The sequence below is a fragment of the Allobosea sp. WAO genome (genome assembly GCF_001509835.1).
Taxonomy (GTDB): domain Bacteria; phylum Pseudomonadota; class Alphaproteobacteria; order Rhizobiales; family Beijerinckiaceae; genus Allobosea.
Genome location: NZ_JXTJ01000004.1, coordinates 418,022 through 437,682, shown reverse-complemented (window position 1 = coordinate 437,682; position 19,661 = coordinate 418,022). Strand labels below are relative to the sequence as shown.

Here is a 19,661-nt window from a genome sequence, read left to right as displayed (position 1 = left end):
ACCGGCCGAATTGACGCGTTTCAGGCGCCACGGTGCCGGAAAGGGAGAGTAGCGTGACAGCCCAGCAGGTCGATGCAGCCGAAGCCGGGGTCGGCGATCGGAAAACGAACTTCCGGCTCGGCCCGCACGTGGCGGCCGGCTCCGCGCTCATGCTCATGCTGGTACTCGGATGCGGCGGCTGGGCGGCGACGGCCAACCTCAACGGCGCGGTGATCGCGCAGGGCGCGGTGAAGGTCGACCAGAATCTCAAGGAGGTGCAGCATCGCGATGGCGGCATCATCCAGGCGCTGATGGTACGCCAGGGCGACCATGTCGAGGCCGGGCAGGTGTTGTTCAGGCTCGACGACGTGCAGATGCGCGCCGAGCTTTCGATCATCCACTCGCAGCTGGGCGAGAATCTCGGGCGCAAGGCCAGGCTCGCCGCCGAGCGCGACAACCTTGCGGCGGTCCAGTTTCCGGTGGAGCTGTCGCGGCTTTCCGATGACGCAACGCACATCATCGAGGGCGAGACGCGGCTCTTCGACGGCAACAGGACCAACCGCGAGAGCCGAAAGGAGCAGCTCGAGATCGGCATCGTCCAGTCCGGCGAGGAGATCAAGGGCCTGGAGGCACGCCACGTCGCCAAGATCGAGGAACTGCGCCTCGTCGAGCTCGAGAAACAAAAATACTCAGGTCTTTTCGCGAAGGGCCTGATCGATGGCGCGCGCGTCTATACCGTCAACCGCGAATGGGCCCGCCTGCTCGGCGAGCGCGGAGAGATCGACGCTGCGCTCGCCCGCGCGAAGCTGCGCATCAGCGAGGCCCGGTTGCAGATCATCGCCGTCGACGAGACGGCTCGCACCGAGGCGCAGCGCGAGCTACGCCAGGTCGAAGCCAAGATCTCCGAGCTTGGCGACCGACGCCTTGCGACCGAGGACCGGCTCGCGCGCACCGAGATCCGCGCGCCGATCGCCGGCACCGTCAACGAGCTGACCGTCTTCACAGTCGGTGGCGTCATCACGCCCGCGGCACGCCTGGCCACGATCGTGCCGAGGCAGGCAAAGCTGACGGTCGAGGTCCGGATCGCACCGGCCGATATCGACCAGATCAAGCCGGATCAGCCGGCCCGGCTGCGCTTCTCGGCCTTCGCCAAGAACACCACGCCGGAATTCCCAGGCAAGGTGATCCATATCTCGCCCGCGACCTCGCGCGATCCGAGTAACGGCTCGACCTTCTATTCCGGCGATATCGAACTCGAGAACGAGGCGCTGGTTGAGAACCGCAGGCTGCTGCCCGGCATGCCGGTCGAGGTCTTTATCCAGACCGAAGAGCGCACGGCCCTGTCCTATCTCGTGAAACCCTTCACGGATCACGCCAGCAGGATCTTCAGGGAAAGGTGAGCGCCACCCACCCTCGCAGATTTTCCGCCGTGCAGCGCTTTAGGAGGTTGCGCAATTGGCGGATCATGGAAGCGATGAGCAAAATGATCTTCTGAATAGGCTTATGCGAGCCTGGAGTTGACCCGCTTCCGTGGACTGTTCGCGACTATGGCGGGGCAGGTGGGTTCACGGTTCAGCCCTTCGCATTCGATGGGCGAGACGTAGCCCAGTGCTGGTCGCTCGAATTGAATCAGGCCGGTGGTCAAGCTGCAGCCGGCACGGCCTCGGCAGCACTTGCCGCGAGATAGATCGCTGCGATGCGCTCGATGCCGGCCTGATCAGCCGCATCGAAGCGTGACGCCTCCGGGCTGTCGAGATCGATCACGCCCAGAACATGGCCGTCCCGGATCAACGGCACGACCAGCTCGGACCGGGAGGCCGCGTCGCAAGCAATGTGACCGGGAAAGGCATGTACGTCCTCGACCAGGAGCGATTGCGCGCGCGCAACCGCGGCGCCGCAGACACCGCGCCCGACAGGGATGCGGACGCAGGCCGGCTTGCCCTGGAATGGTCCGAGCACGAGCTCGCCGCCGCGCATGAAGTAGAATCCCGACCAGTTGAGAAGCGGCATCATCTGGAACAGGAGGGCCGAAGTGTTGGCTGCGTTGGCGACAGGGTCGGTCTCGCCGGCCAGGAGCGCCTCGAGCTGTGCTGCGAGCTCTCGGTAGAATTCCAGCTTGTTCTCGCTCGCGATCCTGGGGGCTTCGAACATGGCCTGCTCCGTCGTCTCGGGAGGCACCCCTACCACGCTGACTCCGGCAATGCCTATGTGCGGTTTCGGTCAGGCGGTGGAGGCATCCGCGTGGAGGCGCAATCCGTGCTCCTACAGGCCTTCGGCCGCGTGAGGATAATCTTTCGGCCGATTGTCCTAAGAGCTGCCAGCCCGGCCCGCCTTCCGACATGGCGTCGAGGAATGCACCCGGCAGCATGATGACGGCCGGGCCAGCGAGCGCGGCCGTCCGCCGTCAGAAGGTACTGCAAGCGTCCTAGGATGATGCCCTGGCGACCAACTCTGTCGCGTTCTCAACGGCGACCGGCGAAGGCGCTCAGTTCCTCTACCAGCCGTTCCGGCGTGCTGCAGGGGATCACTCCCAGTCGTTCGAGATCGTCGGTCACGTCGACCGGCAGGCCGGAATTGGAATCCTCCGGGATCTGGTTGAGGCGGCCGCCGATGCAGACCGGCAGCTTCGCGCCGGCGCGCTCCAGCGCCGCAAGCACCTCGGTCGCGAAGCGCAGGGCGATGCCGTTGTAGGTGCTGATCGCGATGACGTCGCAGCCATTGGCCAGGGCTATGGCGACGAGGTCGTCGGGGTCGGCCGAGGTGCCGCCATCGACCGGCTCGGCCGCGAGCTGTGTGAGAAGATGCTCGATCAGGCTCTTGCCGTGCTCGTGCACGTCACTGCTGGCGACGCAGACCTTCAAGCCCGCCCGGCCGATGCCTGCACGCACCGGCGCCGCGACCTTGCTGAGCCAGGCTTCGGTCTCGTGGCGGAGCTCCTCGACCCATTCGGCCTCGACGAGCGCGCGGCGTCCGCCCCAGGCGGCGCGGTCGAGCGTGCCGACGCCGTAGAGCGCTTCCAACCGTCGCGGGCCGATGCGGCGGAGCGCCAGCATGGTGGCGGCGGGATCGCGGATATCGACGCCGATCTCCGCCAAGCCGGCGAGGACCCGGTCGCGGAACTGGCGCGCGCCGGTGGCGAGCTTCGCCGCCATCGCATCCACCGGGGCGAGGTCGATCAAGCCGAGGCTGGCGGAGGCATGCTCGACCAGCTTTCCAGCGAAGGTCTGGGCGTCGATGATTTCGTCGGTGTCGGGAATGCGCTCGTTCTCGGTGACCGGCACCGGGTTGATGGCGTGGCCGCTGTGTTGCCGGCGCAGCGACCAGATATCGGCCTGGAGATAGCTGGCGAGGCTGGCGAAGTTGCCGGCCGCGGTCGACTTGTAGCTGACCGTGTTGCCGAAGATCATGCTGCCGGGCGTGTCGGTCACTTGCATCAGCGCGTGATGGAAGGCGAGCCGCACCAGTGGCGCCGTGAAATGATGGCCATAGCAATGCGAGGCGCGGGCGCCGATCAGTTCCTCGACGATGTATTTTTCGACCAGAACCATGCCGAGCGCCGAGCTCATGTCGGAGAAAAGGCCGGCGAAGCCGTCGTCGAGATTGGAGTGGACGAGAACCTCGACGGGCTGGGCCGCGATCAGTCCGAGCGCGGTCACGGTCGCCTCGGTCGTCGCGACGTCGTCGTCCCAATCCGGCAGGCGGAAGGTGAAATATTGGCCGAGATTGCCGACCGTGGTGACGCCCGCCGCCAGCGCGGCGCGCGTGTTCTCGACGGCGCCGGGCAGGCCTAGCATGAAATCGCCGAAATGCGCCGCGGCCGGGACGACGCCGGTGATGCGGGCAAAATCCTCCGGCCCGGTCAGTACGATGCCGGTGCCGCGTGGGCGCTTGTCGCGCTCGGCAAGCGGGTAGCCCATCGACCAGTCGAGGGTGATGCCGAAGCGGTCGACGGTAACGCCGTGCCCGGCGCAGCTCTCATGCACGCTGCGGATCGCTTCCAGCGTGCGTTCGACGCTGCGAAAGCCGATATGGGCATGCTGCATGATCCGGCCTTCGGCAGCCGTCCGGCGCTTGTAATCGGCCTCGCAGGCAACCTGCGCCGTATTGAGGAAGAGGTTGCGGCCGACCTGCCATTCGCGCGCCATCACGGCGCCCTCGGTCAGCAATTCATGGCCGGGCCGAAGCCGGGGCGGGACGAGGTCGGCGAGCGGGGGCAAGACAGGCGCGGTCATCTGGCGTTCTCCACCGGCCTGCCTGCTAGACCGCGATGCGGTCGAACTGGCGGCGGATCGCGGCTGTCAGGCTCGCCGCCGTCAAGGCCGAAGTCTTCGGATTGGTCGGCGAGGGCAGGTTGACGAAGCTCATCCGCGCCGTGCCGAGCGCGCTCGTCGCCTCGATCTCGTGCGTGTTGCCGAGGGCGGCCGGGTCAGAAACGATCCTGACCGAAAGGCGGTCATGGCCGACGGCGAGCGCGATGGTCAGCCCGACATTGAGATTCTTCGGATAGCGCCTGGCGGCTTCGCGCGCCGAGCCTTCGTAAAGCACGATCTCGGCCTGAGCGGCCTTCTCGGCAAGGCCGGCCGCGGCAAGCTCCGGCCCCCAGGCTGCCGGTGGCTTGCGAGAGGTGTAGCGGACTTTTGCGTCCTGCGTCTCGCGCAGCGCCGCGAGATAGTCGAGGCCGCCGACCGCGCCGGAGGGAACGATCAGCCGGGCATTCCCGGCCTGGGCGGCCTCGGCGATGCGCAAGAGCACGGCATCGTCGGCCAGCGCGCCGGTCGAGGCTGGGAGCGCCGGGATGCCGGCGGCGAGCACCTGCGGCAATATCTCGGCGACGGCCGCATGACCGGCTGCCTCGACCACGAGGTCGGGGCGCCAGGCCAGTAACTCGGTAAGGCTATCCAGCGCAGTGACGCCGGCAGGCAGGTCTGCCCGGCTCGGCGAGCCCGGCCGCAGCAGGCAGGCGAAGGCGAAGCCCTCGCCGCCGAGGCGGGCGTGAATGTCGCGCGCGATCGTGCCGAAGCCGATCAGCGCGAGGCGCCGCTTGCTCGCCATGCCGGTCTCCGTCAGGGCTTGCGCTGGTCGGTGGGCTGCGCCGCGAAGACCGTCTGACGTTCGATCTCGAGCACGTTCTCGGGCCGCGGGAAATTCTCCGGCGCCGGATCGCCGGCGGTGCGCGGGCGGCCGATCAGGCGGAAGAAGTCCTCGAGACCGTTCGGCACGATCAGCCAGACCCAGTGGAGGTCCTCGGTGCCGTCGTTGATGAACATGTGGCGGCGGCTCTTGCCGACGAAGATCGCCGTGCCGGGCACGGCCGGGACGTCCTTGCCGTCGAGCACGGCGCGGCCCTTGCCCTTGATGAAGTAGATGACCTCCTCGTGGCGGTCATGGCTATGCTCGCGCACATAGCCGCCGGGCGGCACAGTCTGGGTGCCGAAGGCCAGCGGGTTGTCCATCTTGACCTTGGACGGGTCGAGCGCGACCTCGATATGGCCGTTGGCCGGCACCGGCTGCCAGAAGCTGGTGGCCGTGCCGGGCTGGACGACGAAGGTCTCGCCGGGTTCGTGGACTTCGCTCATGGCGCAAGACTCCGTCAGTTGGCTCGTCCCGGCACGGCCGAGAGCAGCCTTTGAGTGTAGGGGTGCTGGGGCGCGGCGAAGATCTCCGCCGTCACGCCCTGCTCGACGACCTCGCCGCGCTGCATGATCGCGATCCGGTCGCAGATCTGCGCCGCGACGCGCAGATCGTGGGTGATAAAGATCATCGAGAGCGAGAGCTTGTCGCGCAGCTCGACGAGCAGCTTGAGCACCTGCGCCTGCACCGAGACGTCGAGCGCCGAGACCGCTTCGTCCGCGACCAGCACCTTGGGCTCCAGCGCCAGGGCCCGGGCGAGGCCGATGCGCTGGCGCTGGCCGCCGGAGAATTCGTGCGGCAGCCGGTCTGTGGCGTTGGGGTCGAGGCCAACGAGCGTGAAGAGCTCCTTGGCCCGTGCCATCGCCGCGCCATGCCTGGTGCCGCGCGCGATCAGGCCCTGAGTGACGAGATCGCCGACCGTGCGACGCGGGTTGAGCGAGGCATAGGGGTCCTGGAAGACCATCTGGACGAGATGGCGGTGGCGCCGCAGGCTCTCGCCTTCGAGCTTGCCGAAATCGACGCCGTCGAGCTCGATCGCGCCCTGGTCCGGGTCGAGCAGGCGCACGATGCAGCGGGCCAGCGTCGATTTGCCGGAGCCGGACTCGCCGACGATGCCGAGGGTGGCCCGGCTCGGCAATTCGATGCTCGCCGACTTGACCGCATAGGTCACGCGCTGCTTGCGGCCGAACCAGCCGCCGCCGCTGCGATAGGTCTTGGAGAGGTCGCTCACCGTCGCGATGCTGCGGTCGGGCAGGGTGCGCGGCGGTGGCGGCGTCAGGCTCGGCACGGCCGCGATCAGCGCCTTGGTATAGGGGTGCTGCGGGTTCTCCAGCACGGCTTCGGCGCTGCCGCTTTCGACCACCTTGCCATGCTGCATCACCATCACTCGGTCGGCGATCTCGGCGACCACGCCGAAATCATGGGTGATGAACAGCACCGACATGCCGGTGCGGCGCTGGATGTTGCGGATCAGCTTGAGGATCTGCGCCTGGATCGTGACGTCGAGCGCCGTCGTCGGCTCGTCGGCGATCAGGATGTTCGGCTCGAGCGCCAGCGCCATTGCGATCATCACGCGCTGGCGCTGGCCACCGGAGAGCTCGTGCGGATAGGCGCGATAGGCGGAGGCCGGCTCGGGAATGCCGACCTCGTCGAGCAGCTTGAGCGCGCGCGCCTCGATCTCGGCCTTCGGCAGGTCGGTATGGGCGCGGAACATCTCGGCGATCTGGTCGCCGGCGGTGCGCAGCGGGTTCAGCGCCGTCATCGGCTCCTGGAAGATCATGCCGATCTCGGGGCCGCGGATCGCCCGCATCTCGTCCTCGGACAGGCGGACGATGTCGCGCTCGCCGAGCATGATCCTGCCGCCGCGGATCGGCAGCATCGGCGGGAGCAGCCCCATCAGGGCCGATGCGGTCATCGACTTGCCCGAGCCGCTTTCGCCGACGACGCAGACGATCTCGCCGGCGTTCAGGGTCAGCGACAGGTTCTCGACCGCATGGGGCCGGTCGGCCCCCTTGGGCAGGGCGATGGTCAGGTCCTCGATCCGGACGAGCGGTGCCGGCGCGGAAGCAATCATCTCAGCGGCGCTCATCGGTTGCGAAGCCTCGGATTGAGCGCGTCGTTCAGCCCCTGGCCGACCAGCGAGACCGAGAGGATGGTCAGGAGGATGGCGACGCCGGGGATGGCCGAGACATACCATTCGCTGCGCAGCACCTTGCGGCCCTGGCCGATCAGATTGCCCCAGGAGGCGATGTTCGGATCGGAGAGATCGAGGAAGGCAAGCGCGCTTTCCAGCAGGATCGCGGTCGCCATCACGACGCTGCCATAGACGATGATCGGGGCAAGCGCGTTCGGCAGCACCTCGCGGAAGATGATCCAGCGATTGGTCAGGCCGAGCGTGCGGCAGGCCTGGACGAATTCGCGGTTGCGCAGCGTCAGGAACTCGGCGCGCGTCAGCCGGGCCACCGCCGGCCAGGAGACGACGCCGATCGCGATCGTCACCGCCGTGATGTTGGAGCCGACCACGACGACGAGGACGAGCAGCAGGATGAAGTTCGGCAGGGTCTGGAAGGCTTCGGTCAGGCGCATCAGCACGTCGTCCGTCAGCCCGCCATAGAAGCCGGCGACAGCACCGACCACGATGCCGATCGCGATCGCGATCAGGGTCGAGACGATGCCCATCAGCAGGGTGGTGCGGGCGCCATGGGCGATCTGGGCGGCGATGTCGCGACCCGAGGCATCGGTACCGAGCAGGAAGCGGCCGGCGGGATTGGGCCATTGCAGCGGCCGGCCGGCTAGGCCGAGCGGATCGCGCGGATAGAGCAGGTCGGCGAAGACGGCGAGACCGACGATACCGACGAGGAGCAGGAGGCCGAGCATCGCGGCCGGGCTCATCAGGAAGTGCTTGAGGGCCTTCATGGCTCAGGCTCCCGCCGCGATGCGTGGGTCGAGCCGCGCATAGATCAGGTCGACGATGAAGTTCACGAGGATGACCATGATGGCGGAGACGAAGACGATGCCGAGCAGCGTGTTGAGATCGCGCTGGACCACGGATTCGTAGGCGAGGCGGCCGATGCCGGGCAGCGAGAACACGCTTTCGATCACAACCGAACCGCCGAGCATGGTGCCGGCCTGCAGGCCGATCAGCGTCACCATCGGCAGGAGTGCGTTGCGCAGCTCGTGCTTGCGGACGATCTCGCCGCGGGTCAGGCCCTTGGCCCGCGCCGTGCGGACGAAGTCGAGGGTCGAGACCTCAAGCATCGAGGCGCGCATGATGCGCAGGTAGATGGCGAGGAAGATCAGCGCGAGCGTGATCGTCGGCTGGACGAGATGGCGGGCGATGTCGAGCACCAGCCAGATGCCGGTCGCGCCGGAGCCGATCTCGTAGAGCCCGCCCGGCGGCAACCAGGCCAGCCAGATCGAGAACACGACGATGCTCATCAGGCCGAGCCAGAAGGAGGGCGTCGCGTAGAACAGCAGCCCGAGCAGCGAGATCAGCGTGTCGGCCCAGCCGTTGACGCGCTGCGCCGAGACGATGCCGAGCACCATGCCGGCGAAGAAGGCGAAGCTCAGCGCCGAGAACATCAGCATCAGCGTCGCCGGCAGCCGTTCCAAGATCACGGTCGCGACGGGCTTGTTGTAGATGGCGGAGAAGCCGAGATCGAGCCGGACCAGCCGCCAGAGATAGTCGAGCAGGCGCACGGCGGCGCTACCTTCGAGCCCGTAGAAGCGCCGCAGCTCCGCTGCCTGCGCCGGATCGCCGCCGCCCATCTGCGCCATCAGCGCATCGACCGTGTCGCCGGGCGCGAACTGCAGGAGGATGAACAAACCGGCGAGCAGGATGAGCAGCGTCGGCACGCTGCTCATCAGCCGTCGTCCGGCCAGCTTCAGAATTTGCATGGCGTGCTCTTCCAGCGCCGAGCAAGCCGGGATGGCCGCACGAGGCGGGCCATCCGAGATCGCCAAGCGGTGCTTGTCAAAAGACGTTCGTCAGGCCCGGAGCTGCCTGTCGCCAGGGACAGGCAGCTCCGGTGCGTCCACTCAGGACTCGATCCACAGATCCGCCCAGTGGCTCGACGGCCAGCGCGGATTGTTGTGGTGGTTCTTAAGCTTCTTGCTGGTGACCGAGATGAACTGGCGCTCAGTCGCCATCCATAGCGGCACTTCGGTGTTGAGGAGGTTGACGATCTCCGGATAGGCCGCCTTGCGCTTGGCGGGATCGATCTCGAACGCCGCATCGTCCATCATCTTGTCGGCCTTGGGGTCGACCCAGCCCCACTGGTTGGTGAAGGCGGTGCCCTTCGGGCTGCCCGAGCGGTACCAGACCATGGTGCTGATCGCCGGGTCGGCGCGGTAGATGTGCCAGCCGGTCGAGAGGTCGTAATCCCAGTCGCGATAGACCGCGGTGAGATAGGTCGCGGCGTCCGGACGCTGGAGCTCTACCTTGATGCCGACCTGCTGCAGCGACTGCTGGATGAAGGTCGACCAGAGCGGAATATCCTCGCCGAAAGGCGGGCTCAGCATCTTCAGCGAGAAGCGCACCCCGCCGGCGCCGCGCTTGAAGCCGGCCTCGTCGAGCAAGGCGTTCGCCTTCTTGACGTCGAAAGCGTAGTCCGGTGCGCCCGGCTTGTAGAAGTTGGTCGAGACCGACGGGATCGGTCCATGCGCGCGCTTGCCGTTGCCGTACAGGAAGTTCTCGATGAAGAAGTCGGTGTCGACCGCGTGGATGATGGCGCGGCGCACGCGGACGTCCGCGAGCTCCTTGCGGCGCAGGTTGAACTCGATCGTGTTCTGGAAGGGCTGGCGCTCATTGCCGCGCGAGGAGACCTCGAAGCGCGGATCCTTGCCGAGCCGGTCGATATCGGCCAGCGGCAGCGAGGAGTAATTGCTCATATGGACCTGGCCGGCCTCGATCGCGGCGGTCGCGGCGGCCTTGTCGGTGATGAAGCGCCAGACGATCTTGTCGAGATAGGGGTAGCCCTTGCGCCAGTAATCCGGGTTGCGCTCGGCGATGACGTACTGGCCGCGCTCGTACTGAGCGAACTTGAACGGTCCGGTCCCGATCGGCGCTACGTTCGCCGGGTTGTCGAGGATGTTGGTGCCCTCGTAGATGTGCTTGGGCGCGATGTAGCCGAGGTCGGGCGCCGCACCCATGAAAAGGTCCATCGGCATCGGGCGGCTGTAGCGGAAGATCGCGGTATGCGCGTCCGGCGTGTCGACCGCCTCCAGGGCGGAGTGCAGCGCCGTGCCGTAGTTCAGATGCTTCTTCCAGAGCTCCATCGCCGTGTACTGAACGTCAGCCGAGGTGAAGGGCTTGCCGTCATGCCACTTCACGCCTTCGCGCAGCTTGATGGTGATGGTCTTGCCGTCCGGCGAGCCTTCCCAGCTCGTCGCCAGCATGGGCTCGAGTTCGCCCTTCTCGTTGAGGTCGACCAGCGGCTCCATGATCTTGGAGGCGATGACATAGACGCCCGTCGAGGCGCGCAGGGCGGGGTTCAGGATGCGCTGCTCCTGCGGCATGTGCACCGTGATGGTGCCGCCGCGTTTCGGCTCCTGGGCAAAGGCGCCGGCGGGCAAGGCCGCTGCCAGCGCAAGGGCGCCGGCGCTGGCGAGCAGATGGCGCCGGGTCGGATGTCCTGCAGTCATAATCCCCTCCATTATTGCGTTTGCTTGTGAATTCCAGGCCTTCCGCCGGTCAGCCCGGCTGGCGCGAAGGCGTCTCCCAACCGATCAGCGCCCCGTCGACGGCGGCGCAGGGCAGGGCGCCCGGGCCGGTCCATTCCGCGAAGGGCTGCGCGCGCGCAAAGTCGTCGCAGGCAAGCACGATGCCGCAGGGCGGGAGCGCGTCACCGGGATTGCGGCCCCAGCGCTGCGCGAACCGCGCCGCATCGACGAACACCAAATCCGCGCCGCGCGGCCGCATCGCGACCGTGTGGGCGCCATTGCTTTCGTCGACCGAAAGCGACAGCAGCCGGCCGCAAAGCTCCGCCTCGGCACGCGGGTCGGCAGCGACGATCTCGATGCGCTTCAGGGCGCGGGCGCCGTTGCGGTGCTTGACCAGGCTCGGCAGCCAGACCGTTTCGCGGGTGAGATGCTGGCAGGCGAACAGGCGTGCTCCGCCGGGCGCCGGCTCCAGCGGCCATTGGAAGATGCGAAAGCCGGCCTCGCCGGTGCGCCCGCCGTCGATCTCGACCGGGCGGCGGAACTCGAAGGGGCCGGTGCTGCCATCGAAGCCGTCGCGCTTCAGGGCGGCGAGCCCGCCCTCGGCGTCGTCGGTGCGCATGGCGAGGCGTTCCAGCCCAGCGCCGCGGGCGAGGAAGGCGCGCGTCGGCGCGTTGAATTCGGTCGCTGCGAGCACGCCGAGGAGTTCGACATAGTCGTCGTCGAACATGACCGTGTGGTTGGCGGTGCCGAGATAGTCGCTATGCAGCCCGCGCGGCGAAACGGTGAAGCCGAGAGCCTGCCAGCGTTCGGCCGACGCCGTGAGGTTGCTCACGGCGATGACGATGTGGTCGAGCCCAAGGACGTGGTCGCGCATCTGGCAAAGGTTCCATGCGAGGCGGGATTTCCCCGATGGAAGGACCGTGTCATAAGTGCATGCAGTTGTACAGGCACTTTTGGTGATGGCATGATCGGCTGCTGCACAAATCTCGGATCCGGCTGGTGAAACAGGCGGCAAAGCCGCGTCCGGCGCGGGTCGATCAGTCACTGTCAAACGAAGAAAAGCGCTTTTAATTCAGTGCCTAACCAGAGAAAGCTGATAAACGGGACGTGCCGGGCCCCGGCGTTAGCCGGGGCCTCCCGTCATGATTTCGCGCATGCTCCGGGCGAGCGCGCCGGGCTATTTTCGCGCGCGGGCACGGCCGCTGCGCGGCGCGGATTGCTCGGGCAGGAAGATCTTGAGCAGGGCTTCCTTGAGCACCGCGCGGGCTTCGGCGAAGGTCAGCGAGATGTGGCTGCGCAGGATCTCGATGCCGCGGTCGCGGTCGCGGTCGACTATCGCCTGGACGATGCGGCTGTGATCCTCGACCAGGCTCCAGTGCTGCGGGCCGTTCTCGATCTGCACGCGGCGGACGAAGCGGATGCGCGCATTCACGCCGATCAGCTGGCGGACGATCTCGGGATTGTTGGCGAGTTCGGCGAGATGGACGTGAAATCCCTCGTCGAGCTCGAGGATCTCGTCGGGGTCCTTGTTTTCGTAGCGCACGCGGGCATCGGCCCAGAAGGCCTGGAGCCGGGCGATGCCGGCCTCGTCGGCGCGTTCGCAGGCGAGGGCGAAGGCTCCGGTCTCGATAATCGAGCGCATCTCGAACAGGTCGAGCAGATCGTCGATATCGACGCCGCGGAAGCAGAAACCCCGATTGGGCGTGAACACGACGAAGCCTTCGGAGGCGAGCCGGTTCAGCGCCTCGCGGACCGGCGTGCGCGAGAGGTCGAGCATCTGCGCGAGATGGACCTCGTTGATTCGCTCCGCCGGACGCATCTTGAATTCGACGAGCTGCTGCCGGATGGCCTTGTAGGCGCGTTCCGCGCTGTCGGCCGCGCGGCGCGGCGCGGTGGATTTTCCGCCCGTCTTGTCGGGGTCGACGCTGGGGGCCTTCGAGGTGTCCGGCATTCCGCCTCTCTTTACGGCCGATCTCCTGCCGCCACGTTCGCGGCCTCACGACGCTCGACGTTTCAAATGGTGTCGCGACCAAAAATCAACCACCGATCGCAAACCCGCCCGGTGGTGTGTGCACTCATGGATGCATCATGACCAAAATAGGCTTTCTCGGCGTGGGCCATCTCGCGGAGGAGATCATCACCGGTCTCCTGCGCAGCGGGCAGCCGGCATCGGAACTCATACTGTCCTCGCGCGGCTATGGCCCGAAGCTGGCGGCGCGACATGGAATCGACCTCGCAACCGACAATCTGCAGTTGGTGGCCGCGGCCGATATCGTCCTGCTGGCGACACGTCCCCGCGATGCCGTCGCGGCGGTTAGCGGTCTCGGCTGGCGTCCCGGACAGATCCTGATCTCGGCCTGCGCCGGCGTGCCGCTGAAGGAGCTCCGGGCGGCCGCGGCGCCGGCGGAGGTCGTGCGGATCATGCCGCTCACCGCCTCCTCGCTCGGGGCGAGCCCGACGACGGTCTATCCCGACCTGCCGGAGCTCCGGCCGCTGCTGGGGCGGCTCGGCTCGGTGATTCCACTCTCGCACGAGGCCGAGTTCGAGACCGCGACCGTCAGTGCCGCGATCTATGGCTGGGCGCAGATGCTGATCGGCCTCGGCAGCGACTGGTCCGTCGCGCACGGCATGCAGCCCGACGCGGCAAGGCGGCTGGCGGCCGAGACCTTCGTCGCCGCGGGGCGGATGATCGCCGAGCGGCCTGAGACGGGCGAGGCGCTGCTGCAGAGCCTGGTGACGCCGGGCGGGATCACCGAGTGCGGATTGGAGGTGCTCGCGGCCGAGAATGTCGGGGCGAGCTGGAAGCTGGCCTGCGACGCCGTGCTGGCGAAGCTGACCGACGGCGCCCCGGTCGACCGGGGCGCCTGAGCGCTTTGGCGGCTCAGCCCTGCACGGACTTGAAGACATGGCCGCCTACGGCCTGGTCGGTCGGCGAGATCTCGATCTCGGTGACGTCGACATGCTGCGGCAGGCTGAGCACGGCGGCGATCGTCTCGGCGATGTCCTGCGGCTGCAAGGCCCGGACATTGCCGTACATCGTGTCGTGCAGCTTGCCGCGGTCGCCGCCGAAGGCGCGCAGATAAATCTCGGTCTCGACGCGTCCCGGAGCCAGGTCGGTGATCCGCACATTGCTGCCGGCGAGATCGTAGCGCAGCGAGCGGCAGGCATGGGACAGGCCGGCCTTGGCGCCGCCATAGGCCGAGGTTCCGGCGAGCACGCCGCGCGCAGCCGTGGTGGTGATGTTGACGACATGGCCACGCCGGCGCGCGACCATGCCTGACAGCAGGGCCCGCATGAGGAGCATCGGCGCGGTCAGGTTGACCGCGATCGTCTCGGCGATTTCCTCGGCGCTCTGTTCGTAGAGCGGCTTCACCGTCGCGACCATGCCGGCATTGTTGACGAGAACGTCGATCTCGGCGCCGGCCAGGCCGGCGACGATGGCGTCGGCGTCACGCACATCGGCGACGACGGGTACGACGCCGAGTTCGTCAACGACGCCGTCGAGCGCCTCGCGGCTGCGGGCGACGCCGTAGACGGTCATGCCGAGCCCGGTCAGTCGGCGGCAGATCGCGGCTCCGATGCCGCGCGAGGCGCCGGTAACGAGCGCTGTGCGGTAGGCGAATTGCGTGGCCATGCGGGGGCTCCCGTTGCGGTCATCAGAGGGCGGCGCGCTGCGTCATCACGCGCAGCAGGTCGACGAGGCCGGCATCGCGCTGGTTGCGCAATTCGGCGTCGCTGCGTTCGCCGATCGCTTCGCGAACCTCGCGCGAGACGCGCGTGATCGTCTCCGGCTGCAGCTTCGCGTCGCCGAGATCGTCCCAGATGTCCTGATAGGTCTTGCCGTATTTGGTCAGGAAGGACTCGATACCATCGGCGTTGAGGTGGTTCGAGATGAACGAGCCCTGCAGGGTCCATTTCGGGCCGGGGCCGTAGCAGAAGGCGCGGTCGACGTCCTCGGCGCTGGCGACGCCGCTCTCGACCAGCGCGATCGCCTCGCGCCACATCGCGCCCATCAGGCGCAGCGCCAGATGGCCGGTGACCTCCTTGCGCAACACGGCCGGCTTCTTGCCGAGCGCTTCGTAGAAGGCGCGGGTCTGCTCCACCACCTCGGGCGCCGTGTCGCGGCCGCCGACGATCTCGACCAGTGGCATCAGATGGACCGGGTTGAACGGGTGGGCGAGAACGACGCGTTGCGGCCGGGCGCATTTCGCCTGCATCTCCGAGACCAGCAGTGCCGAGGATGAGGAGGCGATCACCACATCCTCGCCGACATGCCGCTCGATCGCAGCGAGCAGGTCCTGCTTGAGGTCGAGGCGCTCGGGGCCGGATTCCTGGATGAAGGCGGCACCGGAGAGGGCCTTGCCGAGATCGCTGGAGAAGCGGATGGGACCGCGCGCGACCCGCGCCGGCGCCAGCCGCTCGAGATCGTCGATCAGCGCCGGGTGCAGTGCCTGGAAAGCCTGCCAGCGCTCCGGATCGGGATCGTAGCAGGAGACCTCGTAGCCGTGATGGGCGAAGGTCGCCGCCCAGCGCTGGCCGATCGTGCCGAGCCCGACGACGCCGATCGGCCCGCGCTCAGGGGTGATGTCCATGGTCATGTCCTCGTCTCGGCGGCGGGGAGCCCGTCGCGCAGGAAATCCAGCACCGCCTCGCGGTAGAGCGCGGGTTCGGCACGCATCGCGTAATGGCCGCCGCGCGGCAGCAGTCGCAGCTCGGCCTGTGGGATCGCGTCGGCGAGGCGCTGCGACAGATAGGCGGGCGTGACGATGTCGTCGGCGGCGACCACGACGCGCGTCGAGGCGGCGATCTGCGCCAGCTGGTCCTGCGCGTCATGACCGAGCACGGCGAGCATGCGTTCGCGCACCACCGCCGCATCGGTCGGCTTCGAGCGCGCCGCGGCTGCCTGAAGCTCGGCGTCGACGATGGCGTCGTTCGCGTCGAGCCAGTAGGGGGCGTTGAGCAGCGTTACCGCATGGCGGCGATAGGCGTCGATGCCGAGCTGGTCGAGCAGTTCGATCCGCCCGGCGAAGAGCCGGCGCATATAGGCGCAGGGGCGGGCAAAGGTCGCCGACAGCACCAGCCGCGAGACGCGCCCAGGGTGCGAAAGCGCCAGGCTCTGCGCGATCGCGCCACCGGTCGAATGGCCGAGGATGGCGGCACTGGCGATGCCGAGATGGTCGAGCAGGCCGATCAGGTCCTCGCGCATCGCGGTGATGCTGGTCGGCCCTTCCAGCGGCGAGGAGCGGCCGACGCCGCGATGGTCGTAAGTGACGACCCGGAAATACGGGGCGCAGACCTCAGCGAACGCGCTCCAGAACGAGGCCAGCCCGCCCAGTCCTGAGATCAGCACGAGCGCCGGGCCTTCGCCGCGGACCGTGTAGGCGAGGGCCCCACCATCGGGGAGGGAGGCGAGTGCGGTGTTCATGACGCGCTCGCCTCGGCGCCGGCCTTGTCGAGGGCCGATCTCGCGGCCTCGTTTACCGCCGACCACGGAATGCGCAGATCGAGCCAGGCCGCCAGCCGGCCGGCGCAGAGGATCGCTTCGTCTGTCAGTTCGGCGAGCGGAAGCTCCTCGCGGCCAAACGCTGCCTCCAGGGCGAAGATCCCAGCCGCGCTTTCGCCGAGATGGCAGAAGTCGCGCAGCCTCGTTCCGGCCTTGTTGCAGGCCAGGGCGGCGATGCGGCGCGAGATCTGCGGCTCTTCCCGGGAGAGGCCGCCGCGCACCCACCAGAGCAACTCGTGCAGGATGCGAGCCTCTGATTCGGCGAGGAAGAGCGGCCCGGCCGGGTGCATGGTCGCGCGCGAGGCCAGCAGGCTCTCGATATCGGCCGGCGAGGCGTCCCAGAGCCTTTGCCTGAGGGCAACGAGATCAGCCGGCAAAGGTGAGGCAGGCGCGGCCGCCTGCGGGGCGGTTTCGGTAGGCCTCAGGCTGCCGGCGAACAGCCGGCGCCCGTGCTGCTCGCGCAGCTTCAGGCCTAGCGCCTGCAGTTCCGGCAAGCCGCCCTCGATCCGGCCGAGCAGCGTCACCTCGGCCGTCTCGGCCTGGAGCGGCGCAAAGATCAGCTCGAGGAATTGCCGGGCTGGCCAGTACAGGAAGGCGCCCGGTTGTGCCTCCATCACATCGACGCCGCCCTCGGCGTCCTCGACGAAGGGCGCGTGCCAGTAGATGTGCTGGCCGGCGATCTTCGGCGTGTGCAGTTGCAGTGCCGCCGGCAGCGTCGCGCTGAGCGCCGCGAGGGTTCGCGGCGCCCGGGCGGTATCACAGGCGATCCGCCAGCGCGTGTCGCCGATGTGAAAGTCGAGTTTCATGAATGGCGTCCGGCGCGGAGCGGGCTGGTTCAGCCCTTCGGGTTGAAGAACGAGACCGGCTTGAGGATCTGGTTGCGCATGTCGAGCAGTGGATCGGCCTCGACCACCTGGCGGCGATAGGCCTGCCAGGCCGGATCGGCCTCCATGGCGTCACGGCGCGCCTCGCGATCGGCCAGGCTGTCGTACTTCCAGAGATGCACGACCCGGCTGAGGTCGCCGATATGGGTCTGGAAGAAGCCGAAGGGCTCGCCGAGATACTGGCGCTGCATGGGCAGTCCGACATCCTCATAGAGCTTCAGGAAGTCGTTCAGGCGGTTCGGGCGGGCCGTATAGACGCGGTGGTCGAAGATCATCGTCCTTCTCCATGTTCCGGCGGAAAGCCGCCCGTTCTGTCCGATGGCAACGCCCGCCGCTGCTCGCGATCGGGCATGGCCGCCTGCCGCCGCGCGCCGGTTTTGCCGCTCGCTGCAAGACTGCATTATCTTGTGTAGACACTTATAGCGCTGCGCCGACGACTGCGCTAGGGTCCCTGTCGGCAAAAGGCATGGCGTCGGAGCCGCGCTTGCTTGCTCGAGAGCGGGCGATGGTGCGCGACGCGGGGAGAAGGCTGGCGATGAAGAACTCACCGACTGTCGAGGAGCAGCTCGAGATGCTGCGACGCATGGTGGCGGTTCGCCATCTCGAGGAGCGGCTCGGCGAACTGCACAAGGCCGGCAAGACGCGCGGGCCGATCCATCGCTGCGACGGCCAGGAGGCGGTCGGCATCGGCGCGACCGCGATGCTCGACGATGAGGACCTGCTGACCAGCACCCATCGCGGCCACGCGCATTATGTCGGCAAGGGTGTCGGCATGCATCCGATCGTCGCCGAGATCCTCGGCCGCGTCACCGGCGCCTGCGCCGGCCGCGCCGGGCACATGCTGATCGCCGACATGCAGAAGGGCCTGCTCGGCGGCAACGCCATTGTCGGCGGCGGCATTCCGGCGGCGACGGGCTTTGCCGTCTCGCTGCAGATGAAGAACCGGGCCGATGGCGGCCAGCGCGTCGCCATGTGCATCTTCGGCGACGGCGCCGCGCAGACCGGCATCTGCCACGAATCGATGAACATAGCGGCGCTGTGGAAATTGCCCGTCGTCTTCGTGCTCGAGCACAACCAGTACGGGCTGACCGCGCATCACTCGACGCAGTCCTCTGTGCCCGACCTTTCGGTACGTGCGGCGGGCTACGGCATGCCGAGCGAGATCGTCGACGGCAACGACGTGATCGCCGTCCACCGCGCCGTCGGCGCCGCCGTCGAGCTGGCACGGCGCGGCGAGGGGCCATCTCTGGTCGAGGCCAAGACCTATCGCATGGTCGGCTTCTCGACGAGCGATGTCGGCGGCTACCAGAAGAACGAGGACCTCGCCACCTGGCGCGAGCGCGACCCGATCGTGCTGGCGCGCGCCGTGCTGGCCGACAGCATCGCGGCCGAGCGTCTCGACGCGATCGCCGCGGAAGCGCGTGCCGAGGTCGATGCCGCGGTAGAGCGCGCCTTGAGCGATCCGCTACCCACCTTCACCGACCATGCGCCGAGCGCGCCCTACACCGTCGCGGGAGCTTGACCATGGCGATGATGCGTTATGCCGAGGCGCTGCGTGCGGCTCTGCGCGAGGAGATGCAGCGCGATCCATCCGTCTGGCTGATGGGCGAGGACATCGCCGTCTATGGCGGCGTCTTCAAGGTCTCCAAGGATTTGATGGAGGAGTTCGGGCCGGAGCGCGTTCGCGATACGCCGATCTCCGAGCAGACGCTGACCGCGATGGCGGTGACGGCGGCGATGGCCGGCACTAGGCCGGTGCTCGAGATCATGTATGCCGACTTCCTGCCGCTCAGCGTCGATGCGCTGATGAACCAGGCCTCGATCTACAACTACATCTGGAACGGGCAGGTCACGATGCCCTTCGTGCTGCGCACGCAGGGCGGCGGCGGCGCCGGCGCCGGGGCGCAGCATTCCAAGAGCCTCGACGCGCTGGTCGCGCACATCCCCGGCATCAAGGTCGTGGCGCCGGCGACGGCGGCCGACGCCAAGGGGCTGCTCAAGGCGGCGATCCGCGACGACCATCCGGTGGTCTTCCTCGAGCACAAGCTGCTCTACAACACCCGTGACGAGGTGCCTGACGGCGAACATCTCGTCGAGATTGGCAAGGCGCGCATTGCCCGCGCCGGCACGGATGTCTCGATCATCGCGTCCTCGAAGATGGTGGTCGACGCCCTAAAGGCGGCCGAGGAACTGGCGAAGGAAGGCATCTCGGCCGAGGTCGTCGACCTGCGCACGCTGCGCCCGCTCGACCGCGACACGATCCGGGCCTCGATCGCCAGGACGCACCACGCCGTCGTGGTCAACGAGGGCTGGCGCTTCTGCGGCTATGCTGCCGAGCTCAGCGCGACGATCATGGAAAGCTGCTTCGACGATCTCGATGCCCCGGTCGAGCGCGTCGCGACCCACGACATCCCGATTCCCTACAGCGAGCCGCTGGAAAGCACCGTCCTGCCCGATGCCGCCAAGATCGCGGCGGCGGCACGCCGGGCGCTGGCCTGAGGAGT

The 19,661-nt window shown here is 67.8% G+C and carries 19 protein-coding genes; 4 read left to right on the top strand and 15 right to left on the bottom strand.

The annotated features are described in order from the left end of the window. The first annotated feature begins 53 nt into the window (after positions 1-53). Positions 54-1,379 (top strand): HlyD family type I secretion periplasmic adaptor subunit, encoded by a 1,326-nt coding sequence (locus tag DK26_RS06500; RefSeq protein ID WP_066469534.1) that lies wholly within the window; start codon positions 54-56, stop codon positions 1,377-1,379. Positions 1,380-1,620: 241 nt separating this feature from the next. Here the strand turns inward: DK26_RS06500 and DK26_RS06495 are convergent, their stop codons facing one another. The 10 genes from DK26_RS06495 to DK26_RS06450 form a co-directional block, all read right to left on the bottom strand. Next, positions 1,621-2,130, bottom strand: a complete 510-nt coding sequence (locus tag DK26_RS06495; protein WP_066469532.1) for a GAF domain-containing protein — start codon at positions 2,128-2,130, stop codon at positions 1,621-1,623. A gap of 311 nt (positions 2,131-2,441) precedes the next feature. After that, positions 2,442-4,211: a cobalamin-dependent protein gene (locus DK26_RS06490; RefSeq protein ID WP_066469531.1), complete on the bottom strand. Its 1,770-nt coding sequence runs from the start codon at positions 4,209-4,211 to the stop codon at positions 2,442-2,444. Positions 4,212-4,236: 25 nt separating this feature from the next. Next, positions 4,237-5,031 (bottom strand): aspartate dehydrogenase, encoded by a 795-nt coding sequence (locus DK26_RS06485; protein WP_066469530.1) that lies wholly within the window; start codon positions 5,029-5,031, stop codon positions 4,237-4,239. Between the two features lie 11 nt (positions 5,032-5,042). Next, entirely contained in the window at positions 5,043-5,555 is a 513-nt protein-coding gene (locus DK26_RS06480) for a cupin domain-containing protein (RefSeq protein WP_066469529.1), read from the bottom strand. Between the two features lie 14 nt (positions 5,556-5,569). Beyond that, positions 5,570-7,183 (bottom strand): ABC transporter ATP-binding protein, encoded by a 1,614-nt coding sequence (locus tag DK26_RS06475; protein WP_066470188.1) that lies wholly within the window; start codon positions 7,181-7,183, stop codon positions 5,570-5,572. A gap of 11 nt (positions 7,184-7,194) precedes the next feature. Then, positions 7,195-8,025 (bottom strand): ABC transporter permease, encoded by an 831-nt coding sequence (locus DK26_RS06470; protein WP_066469527.1) that lies wholly within the window; start codon positions 8,023-8,025, stop codon positions 7,195-7,197. Positions 8,026-8,028: 3 nt separating this feature from the next. Next, positions 8,029-9,006 (bottom strand): ABC transporter permease, encoded by a 978-nt coding sequence (locus DK26_RS06465; protein ID WP_066469526.1) that lies wholly within the window; start codon positions 9,004-9,006, stop codon positions 8,029-8,031. Between the two features lie 141 nt (positions 9,007-9,147). After that, positions 9,148-10,752, bottom strand: a complete 1,605-nt coding sequence (locus DK26_RS06460) for an ABC transporter substrate-binding protein (RefSeq protein WP_066469525.1) — start codon at positions 10,750-10,752, stop codon at positions 9,148-9,150. 49 nt (positions 10,753-10,801) lie between these two features. Continuing rightward, entirely contained in the window at positions 10,802-11,644 is an 843-nt protein-coding gene (locus DK26_RS06455) for a VOC family protein (RefSeq protein ID WP_066469524.1), read from the bottom strand. Between the two features lie 303 nt (positions 11,645-11,947). After that, the gene (locus DK26_RS06450) at positions 11,948-12,721 is read right to left on the bottom strand and encodes a GntR family transcriptional regulator (RefSeq protein ID WP_066469523.1); all 774 of its coding nucleotides are present in this window, start codon (positions 12,719-12,721) and stop codon (positions 11,948-11,950) included. Positions 12,722-12,858: 137 nt separating this feature from the next. On the opposite strand from DK26_RS06450, the gene DK26_RS06445 reads away from it, so the two are divergent. Continuing rightward, a complete protein-coding gene (locus DK26_RS06445) occupies positions 12,859-13,638 on the top strand; it encodes an NAD(P)-binding domain-containing protein (protein WP_066469522.1) in 780 nt (259 codons plus the stop codon). 13 nt (positions 13,639-13,651) lie between these two features. Here the strand turns inward: DK26_RS06445 and DK26_RS06440 are convergent, their stop codons facing one another. Genes DK26_RS06440 through DK26_RS06420 form a run of 5 tightly spaced genes read right to left on the bottom strand, consistent with a single transcriptional unit; the run spans position 13,652 to position 17,432 of the window. Then, entirely contained in the window at positions 13,652-14,404 is a 753-nt protein-coding gene (locus tag DK26_RS06440; RefSeq protein ID WP_066469515.1) for an SDR family NAD(P)-dependent oxidoreductase, read from the bottom strand. A gap of 22 nt (positions 14,405-14,426) precedes the next feature. Continuing rightward, complete coding sequence (locus tag DK26_RS06435) at positions 14,427-15,362, bottom strand: 3-hydroxyacyl-CoA dehydrogenase NAD-binding domain-containing protein (RefSeq protein ID WP_066469513.1); 936 nt, start codon at positions 15,360-15,362, stop codon at positions 14,427-14,429. 2 nt (positions 15,363-15,364) lie between these two features. Next, positions 15,365-16,195 carry an alpha/beta fold hydrolase gene (locus DK26_RS06430; RefSeq protein WP_066469511.1) on the bottom strand — a complete coding sequence of 277 codons (831 nt, stop codon included), beginning with the start codon at positions 16,193-16,195 and terminating at the stop codon, positions 15,365-15,367. Beyond that, positions 16,192-17,079, bottom strand: a complete 888-nt coding sequence (locus DK26_RS06425) for a hypothetical protein (RefSeq protein ID WP_066469508.1) — start codon at positions 17,077-17,079, stop codon at positions 16,192-16,194. The genes DK26_RS06430 and DK26_RS06425 overlap by 4 nt, the downstream gene beginning before the upstream one ends. Positions 17,080-17,108: 29 nt before the next feature. Next, positions 17,109-17,432, bottom strand: a complete 324-nt coding sequence (locus tag DK26_RS06420; RefSeq protein WP_066469506.1) for an NIPSNAP family protein — start codon at positions 17,430-17,432, stop codon at positions 17,109-17,111. Between the two features lie 260 nt (positions 17,433-17,692). On the opposite strand from DK26_RS06420, the gene DK26_RS06415 reads away from it, so the two are divergent. Beyond that, a complete protein-coding gene (locus tag DK26_RS06415) occupies positions 17,693-18,679 on the top strand; it encodes a thiamine pyrophosphate-dependent dehydrogenase E1 component subunit alpha (protein ID WP_066469505.1) in 987 nt (328 codons plus the stop codon). 2 nt (positions 18,680-18,681) lie between these two features. Then, positions 18,682-19,656, top strand: coding sequence for an alpha-ketoacid dehydrogenase subunit beta (locus tag DK26_RS06410; RefSeq protein ID WP_066469501.1), 975 nt, complete (start codon positions 18,682-18,684; stop codon positions 19,654-19,656). Positions 19,657-19,661 lie beyond the last annotated feature (5 nt).